The sequence below is a fragment of the Gallibacterium salpingitidis genome (assembly GCF_001678495.1).
GTDB classification, from domain to species: domain Bacteria; phylum Pseudomonadota; class Gammaproteobacteria; order Enterobacterales; family Pasteurellaceae; genus Gallibacterium; species Gallibacterium salpingitidis.
In genome coordinates, this window is sequence record NZ_JTJL01000087.1 from 1 (window position 1) to 6,480 (window position 6,480).

Annotated in this window: 6 protein-coding genes; 3 read left to right on the plus strand and 3 right to left on the minus strand. The window is 36.5% G+C overall.

Annotation, left to right across the window (positions count from 1 at the left end; all coding sequences use genetic code 11):
- Position 1: 1 nt before the first annotated feature.
- The 3 genes from QS62_RS12025 to QS62_RS11685 all read right to left on the minus strand — a co-directional run bounded on the left by QS62_RS12025 (position 2) and on the right by QS62_RS11685 (position 1,719).
- The gene (locus QS62_RS12025; protein ID WP_156550136.1) at positions 2-178 is read right to left on the minus strand and encodes a hypothetical protein; all 177 of its coding nucleotides are present in this window, start codon (positions 176-178) and stop codon (positions 2-4) included.
- Positions 179-667, minus strand: coding sequence for a TRAP transporter small permease (locus tag QS62_RS11680; RefSeq protein ID WP_231923717.1), 489 nt, complete (start codon positions 665-667; stop codon positions 179-181).
- A 65-nt stretch (positions 668-732) separates the two neighbouring features.
- Positions 733-1,719 (minus strand): TRAP transporter substrate-binding protein, encoded by a 987-nt coding sequence (locus tag QS62_RS11685; RefSeq protein ID WP_066110378.1) that lies wholly within the window; start codon positions 1,717-1,719, stop codon positions 733-735.
- A gap of 239 nt (positions 1,720-1,958) precedes the next feature.
- Here QS62_RS11685 and uxaC point away from each other — a divergent pair, with 239 nt between their 5' ends.
- The 3 genes from uxaC to QS62_RS11700 are packed head-to-tail and all read left to right on the plus strand — an operon-like array spanning position 1,959 to position 6,342.
- Positions 1,959-3,377 (plus strand): glucuronate isomerase, encoded by a 1,419-nt coding sequence (gene uxaC / locus QS62_RS11690; RefSeq protein ID WP_066110379.1) that lies wholly within the window; start codon positions 1,959-1,961, stop codon positions 3,375-3,377.
- 15 nt (positions 3,378-3,392) lie between these two features.
- Complete coding sequence (locus QS62_RS11695) at positions 3,393-4,844, plus strand: tagaturonate reductase (RefSeq protein ID WP_066110381.1); 1,452 nt, start codon at positions 3,393-3,395, stop codon at positions 4,842-4,844.
- Between the two features lie 7 nt (positions 4,845-4,851).
- A complete protein-coding gene (locus QS62_RS11700; RefSeq protein WP_066110383.1) occupies positions 4,852-6,342 on the plus strand; it encodes a UxaA family hydrolase in 1,491 nt (496 codons plus the stop codon).
- Positions 6,343-6,480: the final 138 nt, after the last annotated feature.

Here is a 6,480-nt window from a genome sequence, read left to right on the forward strand (position 1 = left end):
ATTAGTCTACCACTACAGAAACAATCAGTACTGTTTTAAAAGGCAACATAAAATAGGCTGCTGCGCAGGTTGCAATCCCGATAGAGAATGAAATAGGAACACCTAAGAAAACAAGCACAAAAAAGGATACAAACATCACTAAAGGAACAAACCATTCCCATGATAAAAGCCATTCCATTTATTTACCCTCCTTTAACGCAGCAAAGCTTTCCACGATAAACATCAAACTATAAAGCATCATTAATACGCCGCTGATTGGTAATACTACATAAACATATGCCATTGGAATCTGCATAGAAGATGAAATTTGTCCTGATGCATACACGTTCATCACTAAATTAATTCCACCAAATACCATCACACCTAATGAAAAGAAAAAGATGCACACATTAATAAAAATATTGCTCACTGCTTTCTTATAGTGCGTTAAATTATGTGTGAAAAGATCAATAGATAAATGTTTTTGTAACCCTACTGTATAAGCAGCACCGAGTAATCCCACCCAAATCATACTAAAGCGAGCAACTTCATCAGTAACTGTACTTGGAATCTGTAACACATAACGACTAAATACTTGCCATGTTACACAAATCACCAGCAATACCATCACAATAATAGAAAATGTTGAGATAAAGAGATCAACCCCTCTCTTTATTTTCGCTAACATAACTCCTCCCATAACAAGGATAAAAAAATCTCCTTATTACCCACTAGGGTAATAAGGAGTAACAACTATTTATTTACAGCTTGTATTTGTTTAATAATTTCCGCTAATGCTGGATCCTTATTGAAATCGTCATATAACGGTTTCAATGCTTCACGGAATGGTGCTTTATCTACAGTAATAAATTTAGCCCCAGCTTTTTTCGCTTCTTCAGTAGAACGGGCAACTTCTTCATCCCACAATTTTTGTTGATAAGTTTCTGAATTATGAGCTGCTTCAGTTAAAATCGCCTTTTGCTTATCATCTAACTTATTCCATGTTTTTGCTGAAATAATCAAATAGTCAGGCACGCTAGTATGTTGATCTTCAATATAATATTTAGCAACTTCTACATGACGAGTTTGGTTATAAGATGGAATATTATTTTCTGCCCCATCAATAACCCCTTGTTGTAATGCTGTATAAACTTCACCAAATGGAATTGGTGCTGGTGCGCCACCTAATAATTCGATTAATTTATTCGTTGTTGGTGTAGAAACAACACGAATCTTCAAGCCTTTCATATCTGCTGGAGAGTGAATCTCTTTCTTCGCATAAAAGCTTCTTGTACCTGCAACATAAGACGCTAACACATTAAAACCACTCTTCGTTGTCTTATCGGTAATTTCTTTACCAATTGGTCCAAATAGTACTTTTTTGAAGTGATCTTCATTATCAAAAAGATATGGACAACTAAACACAGAGAATTCTTTTACAAATGCTTCCATTTCACTTGCACTTGCTTTAGTCATATCTAAAGCATCATTTTGAATCAACTCGATAGTTTCACGTGGACCACCCATTTGTCCGCTAGGATAGATACGGATTTTTAGCTCCCCACCTGATTTCTCTTGTACTTCTTTTGCCATTTGTTCTAACGCTTTATGAACAACATGAGATTGATCTAAGTTATGCGCTAACTTTAAAGTTACTCGTTGCGCTAATGCGTTACCACTTGCAAACAACATAGGTAAAGTAAGGCAAAGTCCAGATAGAATAAGTTTGTTAAATTTCATATGCATCTCCGAAAAGTGAATAAATGTATGATAGCTTTATCTCTCAATCCTTGAGATTTACCTATAGGATTTTTAAAACTGGCGTAATCCTAGCATTTATCTTTTAAATATGTCATACCTATTTATCAAAAATGAGATACACATCACAAAAAAAACATCTTTATATTTTAAAATTGGTATAACAAGTTTAATATATACCTACTTTTTATCCTACCAATAATATTTATGGAGATGATTCGATGAATGCTTTTATTAATGACGACTTTTTATTAGATACTGAATTTGCAAAGAAACTCTTCTTTGATTATGCAGAACATCAACCAATTTTTGATTATCACTGCCATCTACCGCCTGAACAAATTGCTACCAATTATCAATTTAAGAACCTCTATGACATTTGGTTGAAAGGCGACCATTATAAATGGCGTGCTATGCGTACTCATGGCGTTGATGAAAAATACTGTACAGGTGATGTCGATGATTATGAGAAGTTTCTCGCTTGGAGTGAAACTGTACCTCACACTATTGGTAACCCACTTTATCATTGGACACATCTAGAATTAAGACGTCCATTTGGCATCACTGATACACTATTATCTCCAAAAACTGCTAAAGACATTTGGGATCGTGGTAATGCTTTACTACAACAAGAACAATTCTTTGCCAAAGGTATCATCCAACAAATGAATGTAAAATTCATTGGTACTACAGATGATCCGGTTGACGATTTACGTTTCCACAAAATTATTGCTAAAGATACTAACTTTAAAACTAAAGTAGCCCCAAGTTTCCGCCCAGATAAAGCGATCAATATCCATTTAGATACCTTTAATGGTTATGTTGCACAATTAGCTAAAATTTCTAATATTGATATTTGTCGTTTCTACCAATTATGTAATGCCTTAGAACAACGTATTGATTATTTTGCACAACATGGTTGTAAAGTATCAGACCACGCATTAGATGTTGTTGTTTATGCAGAAGCTACAGAAAATGAACTTGATCAGATTTTACAAAAACGTTTAGCAAATCAACCTTTAGAACCAATTGAAGTGGCTAAATTCAAAACTGCAGTATTAGTCTTTTTAGGTAATGAATACCATAAACGTAATTGGGTACAACAATATCATATCGGTGCATTGCGTAATAATAATACCTTAATGTTTAAACAATTAGGTCCAGATACAGGTTTTGATTCCATTAATGATGAACCTATTGCACAAGCGCTTTCTCGCTTACTTGATGCTCAAGCAAAAAATGATCGTTTACCAAAAACTATCCTATATTGCCTAAATCCAAGAGATAACGAAGTATTAGGTACGATGATTGGTAACTTTCAACAAGCAGGTATTAAAGGCAAAATGCAATTTGGTACAGGTTGGTGGTTTAACGATCAAAAAGACGGCATGATTCGTCAAATGACTCAATTAAGCCAACTCGGTTTACTTAGCCACTTTGTTGGTATGCTTACTGATAGCCGTAGTTTCCTCTCTTATACACGCCACGAATATTTCCGCAGAATTCTCTGCCGTATGATTGGACATTGGGTAAGAGATGGCGAAGCCCCTCAAGATCTTGCACTACTCGGCGAGATGGTCAAAAACATTTGTTTCGACAATGCACGCGATTATTTTGCAATCGAATTAAATCAAGAATAACTAGGAGATTAGACTATGCAACAACTCAACCGTACCAATTTCCCTGGCAACCAATATCCAACAAAAATCATTCAATTTGGTGAAGGTAACTTTTTACGGGCGTTTATTGATTGGCAAATCGATCTATTAAATGAAAAAACCAATTTTAATAGCGGTATCACTATCGTACGTCCAATTGATACAGATTTTCCGCCTCTATTAAATACACAAGACGGACTTTATACCACCATTATTCGTGGTTTAAATGAACAAGGTGAAGCAGTAAAACAAGCGCGCATTATTCGTTCTGTTAATAATGAAATTAATCCTTATCAACAATTTGATGATTATATCAACCTCGCGCACAACCTTGAGATAAAAATTATTTTTTCTAATACAACAGAAGCAGGAATTAGTTATCATGCTGGTGATAAATTAACTGATCGTCCAGCACTCAGCTATCCAGCGAAATTAACCCAATTATTGTATGAACGTTTCTTATTTGTGAACGGTGACAAAAATCATGGTTTCACGCTCTTGCCTTGTGAATTAATCGATTACAACGGTGAACAATTAAAAGAGTTAGTGTTGCGTTATGCACAAGAATGGCAACTTTCAGCAGATTTCATTAACTGGTTAAATGAAGCGAATACCTTCTGTTCTACTCTAGTTGACCGTATTGTTACTGGCTACCCACGTAATGAAGTTGAACAATTAACCGAAGAATTAGGTTATCAAGATACCTTCTTAGATACCGCCGAATATTTCTATCTCTTTGTTATTCAAGGTCCGAAATCGCTTGAAAAACTATTCCATTTAGATGAAGTGAATTTAAATATTTTAGTGGTCGATGATATTAAACCTTACAAAGAACGCAAAGTAGCCATTCTTAATGGTGCTCATACAGCATTAGTACCAGTAGCATATTTAGCTGGCGTTGATTATGTTGGTAATGCAATGCGAGATCAACAACTTTGCCAATTCGTAATGGATACCTTACAGCAAGAAATTATTCCGACTCTCTCTTTACCAAAAGCTGAATTAGAACAGTTTGCGAGCGCGGTGATTAGTCGTTTCCAAAATCCATTTATTCAACACGCACTGTTATCAATCGCGTTAAATAGTATGACCAAATATCGTACTCGTATTTTGCCGCAACTACTGACTTATCAAGCACAAACACAACGTTTACCAGCTCGTTTAACTTTTGCGTTGGCAGCGTTAATTGCCTTCTATCGTGGTAAACGTGGTGAACAAACTATTCCATTACAAGACGATCAAATTTGGTTAGACAATTTCAACGCTTGGTGGAATCAATACGACCAACAGCAAATTACGCTCACACAGCTAGTACATAACGTGCTAAGCCAAAATGAACACTGGCAACAAGATCTTACCCAAATTCCACATTTAGTTGATGAAGTAAGTGAAAAATTGTCAGCCATTTTACAACAAGGTATGCGTAACGCTTTAACTCAATATTGCTAGGTGGTCTATGAAGCAGTACATTCAAATTCAAACACATGATAATGTTGCTGTTGCCTTACAAAACTTATCAGCTGGAGAAACTCTCCAGCTCGATAACGGCACCAATATCACCTTAAAACAAGATATTCCGCGAGGTCATAAATTTGCGATCCAAGCGATTAAACAAGCGGAAAATGTGATCAAATATGGTTATCCAATTGGTCATGCAACCCAAGATATTGCGATTGGCGAATATGTACATACCCATAATGTCAAAACAAACTTGAGCGATATTAATGATTATAGCTACCAACCAGAGCCATTACAGGTGTATGCGCAAAAAGCCGATCGTGAAGTACAAATCTATCGTCGTGCTAATGGTGAAGTGGCTATTCGTAACGAATTGTGGATTGTACCAACCGTTGGTTGCGTAGTCGGTATTGCTAATCAAATTCGCCAACGTTTTTTGACCAAAAATCCTGCTAACGATATTGATGGTGTCTTTACGTTTGCTCATAGCTACGGTTGCTCACAACTCGGTGATGACCATCAAAATACCAAAATTATCTTACAAGATATGGTAAAACACCCTAATGCTGGTGCGGTATTAGTGATTGGTCTAGGTTGTGAAAATAATCAGATTGATGCTTTTAAAGCAACACTGGGTGATTATGATGAACAACGAGTGAAATTTATGGTGTCGCAACACTATGAAGATGAAGTTGAAGTTGGGCTTGAATTATTAGAACAACTTTACCAACAAATGCGCTACGATAAACGTGAAAGCGGTAAATTAAGCGAAGTTAAATTTGGTTTAGAGTGCGGTGGCTCAGATGGTTTATCAGGCATTACCGCTAATCCATTATTAGGTAACTTCTCTGATTATGTTACTGCTAATGGTGGTACCACAGTACTCACCGAAGTACCCGAAATGTTTGGTGCTGAACGTATTTTAATGAGCCATTGTCGCGATCAACAAACCTTCCAAAAAACAGTGGATATGGTGAACGGATTTAAACAATACTTTATTTCACATCAACAACCAATTTATGAAAACCCATCACCGGGCAATAAATCAGGCGGTATTACCACACTTGAAGATAAATCTTTAGGTTGTACTCAAAAAGCTGGACATAGTCAGGTTGTCGATGTACTTAAATATGGTGAACGTCTTTCTCAACCAGGTTTAAACTTACTCACTGCACCTGGTAATGATGCCGTTGCCACTAGCGCATTAGCTGCTGCCGGCTGTCATATGGTGTTGTTTACTACTGGTCGCGGTACACCATATGGTGGTTTTGTGCCAACAATGAAGATCGCTACCAATAGCGAATTAGCACAACGTAAACGTAATTGGATTGATTTCAATGCAGGTCGTTTAGTGGAAGATGTTAGTATGCCGCAATTACTTGATGATTTTATCGACAAGGTGATCGATATCATCAATGGCAAACCAACCAAAAATGAGCTAAATGAGTTTCGCGAGCTCGCTATCTTTAAGAGCGGTGTAACCTTATAGTAAACCCATGAGTGTGATTAACCTCCACACACTCCTTAAAAAATAACGCCCAAGGATGGGCGTTATTCCAGACTGCTGACAAACCTAAATTTTGTCACAAACTTCTATAAAATAGCTCTGGATTCCCTCTCACTCTTG

What these genes read in the sequence shown, in the direction of transcription:
- QS62_RS12025 (WP_156550136.1), bottom strand. Translation starts at nt 178, where the DNA reads ATGGAATGGCTTTTATCATGGGAATGGTTTGTTCCTTTAGTGATGTTT.
- QS62_RS11680 (WP_231923717.1), bottom strand. Translation starts at nt 667, where the DNA reads ATGTTAGCGAAAATAAAGAGAGGGGTTGATCTCTTTATCTCAACATTT.
- QS62_RS11685 (WP_066110378.1), bottom strand. Translation starts at nt 1,719, where the DNA reads ATGAAATTTAACAAACTTATTCTATCTGGACTTTGCCTTACTTTACCT.
- uxaC (WP_066110379.1), top strand. Translation starts at nt 1,959, where the DNA reads ATGAATGCTTTTATTAATGACGACTTTTTATTAGATACTGAATTTGCA.
- QS62_RS11695 (WP_066110381.1), top strand. Translation starts at nt 3,393, where the DNA reads ATGCAACAACTCAACCGTACCAATTTCCCTGGCAACCAATATCCAACA.
- QS62_RS11700 (WP_066110383.1), top strand. Translation starts at nt 4,852, where the DNA reads ATGAAGCAGTACATTCAAATTCAAACACATGATAATGTTGCTGTTGCC.